This window comes from Frankia sp. CcCS3 (genome assembly GCF_977927575.1).
On sequence record NZ_CDWRCL010000218.1, the window covers coordinates 4,976 to 7,395 of the forward strand.

A 2,420-nucleotide genomic window follows, 5' to 3' on the forward strand; every position below is an offset into this window, starting at 1 on the left:
TTTCATTTCGACTCCGAAGCAGCGGGAGGCATTCGGCGCGCCGATCGGCCGCAACCAGGCAATCGCCTTCAAGATTGCCGAGATGGAGGTGCGGACGTACGTGGCCCGTGCCGCCTACTACGACGCGGCTTCCCGGATGCTCGCCGGCCTGCCCGTCAAGAAGGAGGCGGCGATGGCGAAGCTGTTCTCCTCGGAGGCGGCGGTGACGAATGCCCGCGAGGCCACGCAGATCCACGGCGGCTACGGGTTCATGAACGAATACCCGGTCGCCCGGCACTGGCGGGACGCCAAGATCCTGGAGATCGGCGAGGGCACCAGCGAGGTCCAGAAGATGCTGATCGCGCGCGAACTGGGTCTGTAGTGGCGAGGCTCGCCAGAACACTGCCGGCACTCCGCGAAAGATCATCAGTGGCTGGTGGCCGGCCCGGGTGCCGGGTGCCGCGTTCCCGCGGCGAGCAGGGCGGCCAGGCCGAGCTGGTGCAGCAGGTCCGCCAGCTGCGGCCGGCTCATCGTCACCGCGCTGTAGGGGGTGGAGTTCAGCAGGCCGAAGGTGGCGTGGACGGCGGCGCGGGCGGTGCCCTCGGCGAGTTCGGGGCTGCGGGCGCGCAGCTGGGCGGCCCAGAGCTCGACGTAGCCGCGTCGCAGCCGGCGCACGGTGTGCGCGTCGGCCGGGTTCAGGCTGCTCAGGTCGCGATCCTGAACGCGGATCAGTTCGGGTGAGTCGAGAGCGAAGGAGACGTGCCAGCGCACGAGCGCGTCCAGCGTGGCGTCCGGACTGGGGGTGCCGTCCGGACTGGGCACCGCGGCCGCGCGACGGGTGCCCTCGGTGAGCAGGCGTTCACTAATGCCGATCAGCAGTTCGCCGAGGATCGCCTGCTTACTCGGGAAATGCTTGTACAACGCCGGCCCGGAGACGCCCGCGGCCCGGCCAATGTCGTTGATGCTCACCCCGTGGTACCCGCGCTCGGCCATCAGCCGGGCCGCGGCGGCGAGGATGCGCTCCCGGCGCGATCCTGCTGGCGGCGGTTCTTCGAGGCTGAAGGACACGGTCGGCACATTACCGCCTTCCGGGACAGCCGGTGCCCGCCTGGTTAATACTGGCTAACTCAGGTTCTTAGTCGTCCGGCCCGGCCCGTGCCGGTTCACGCGGGGCCGCGGCCCGGCGCTCCACCGGTCCGAACAGGACGATCAACGGCACCAGGAAGAGTGCGGGCAGGATCACCCACAGCGGCCGCCCGGCCCACCAGGCCGCGGTCGGTTCTTCGGGCATCGGCAGCCCGACCGCCCGCATCGTGACCATCGCGAGCAGCAGGGCCGTCATGTGCCACAGGAACACGGTCATGATTACGGCGTTGCCCGTGACGACCGCCGCCCACGGCCGGCGCCGGGCCAGCATTCGGTTCAGGGCGGGTACGGCGAGCAGTATCAGACCGAGCTGGAAGACGGCGAGCACGGCGATCGCAGCGGTTGTCGGGAACATGTTGCTGAGCCTGGTTCCCTCGGTGGCGACCATCGATCGCGGATACTCGTCGAGCGTCGTCACCAGGGCCAGACCCGCCAGCCCGCAGAGCGCCGTCAGCAGCGCCCGCCGCGGCCCGCGCAGGGCGCCGTCCCGCCAGAAATACCCGAGCTGGTGGGCGAACACCCAGACGAGACCGGTGTTGACATAGCCGAACACCGTGCTGCCGGTGCCGAACCGCGCCAGGTCGACGAACGCCACGGCCGCGCCCAGCAGCAGGATGAACCGGCAGCCGAACCGCCGATGGACCGCCGCGGTCACCGGCACGGCCAGGATGACCCCCAGGTACGCCGCGAGAAACCACAGCGGCACCAGCACGGCCCGTCCATAGCGCAGCAGACCCGGGTAGTCGGGGACCGCGAGCAGCAGGACGGCGTCGACCGCCGCCCAGATAACGGCGAATACCGCCATCGGGGGCAGCAGGCGGCGCAGCCGCCCCCGCAGGAAGCGCCGCGCCCGCGGGCCTCAGGGAAGCGCGGGATCACCGCGCGGAGACCCGGGGGCGCGACCGGCCGCGTCCCAGGCCGCCAGGTGGGCGAAGCCACCGATGACGAAGAACACCGGCATCACCTGGAGCAGCCAGGTCGCGAGCCAGGCGAACGGTATCCGCGCGATCGGATTGGGCATCACGAGAACGCCCCCGCGAAAGTGGTCGATGGACAGGGCCCAGTGCCACAGCACCACGACACAGACGCTCGCCAGGCGCAGGAAGTCGACGTCGCGCGCCCGGGACGGCGGGGTGGACTCGATGAGTCGGCCCATGGAGCGCAGCCCGCCCCATGGTGACCACACACCGCCAGGCTGCCAGACGCGGCGCCCCGGCGATCGCCGGGACGGACCCGGCGGGCCGCACGCTCACCCCATGACAGCAGACCTTGTCGGGCAGCCGGACCAGCGGTCT

The 2,420-nt window shown here is 70.9% G+C and carries 4 protein-coding genes; 1 reads left to right on the plus strand and 3 read right to left on the minus strand.

Going from position 1 to position 2,420, the window contains the following annotated elements; translation table 11 throughout:
* Positions 1-361, plus strand: a 361-nt coding sequence (locus AC08OQ_RS16200; RefSeq protein WP_476612165.1) for an acyl-CoA dehydrogenase family protein, incomplete at its 5' end; no start/stop codon positions are given.
* A gap of 44 nt (positions 362-405) precedes the next feature.
* Here the strand turns inward: AC08OQ_RS16200 and AC08OQ_RS16205 are convergent.
* The 3 genes from AC08OQ_RS16205 to AC08OQ_RS16215 all read right to left on the minus strand — a co-directional run bounded on the left by AC08OQ_RS16205 (position 406) and on the right by AC08OQ_RS16215 (position 2,281).
* Positions 406-1,047, minus strand: coding sequence for a TetR/AcrR family transcriptional regulator (locus AC08OQ_RS16205; RefSeq protein WP_476605601.1), 642 nt, complete (start codon positions 1,045-1,047; stop codon positions 406-408).
* A 67-nt stretch (positions 1,048-1,114) separates the two neighbouring features.
* On the minus strand, positions 1,115-1,963 hold the full coding sequence (locus tag AC08OQ_RS16210; protein WP_476601807.1) for an acyltransferase family protein: 849 nt from the start codon (positions 1,961-1,963) through the stop codon (positions 1,115-1,117).
* Between the two features lie 21 nt (positions 1,964-1,984).
* Positions 1,985-2,281, minus strand: a complete 297-nt coding sequence (locus tag AC08OQ_RS16215; protein WP_476601806.1) for a hypothetical protein — start codon at positions 2,279-2,281, stop codon at positions 1,985-1,987.
* Positions 2,282-2,420: the final 139 nt, after the last annotated feature.

Bases quoted from the DNA above. Each gene is read 5' to 3' on its own strand.
- AC08OQ_RS16215 (WP_476601806.1), bottom strand. From the start codon at position 2,281: ATGGGCCGACTCATCGAGTCCACCCCGCCGTCCCGGGCGCGCGACGTC.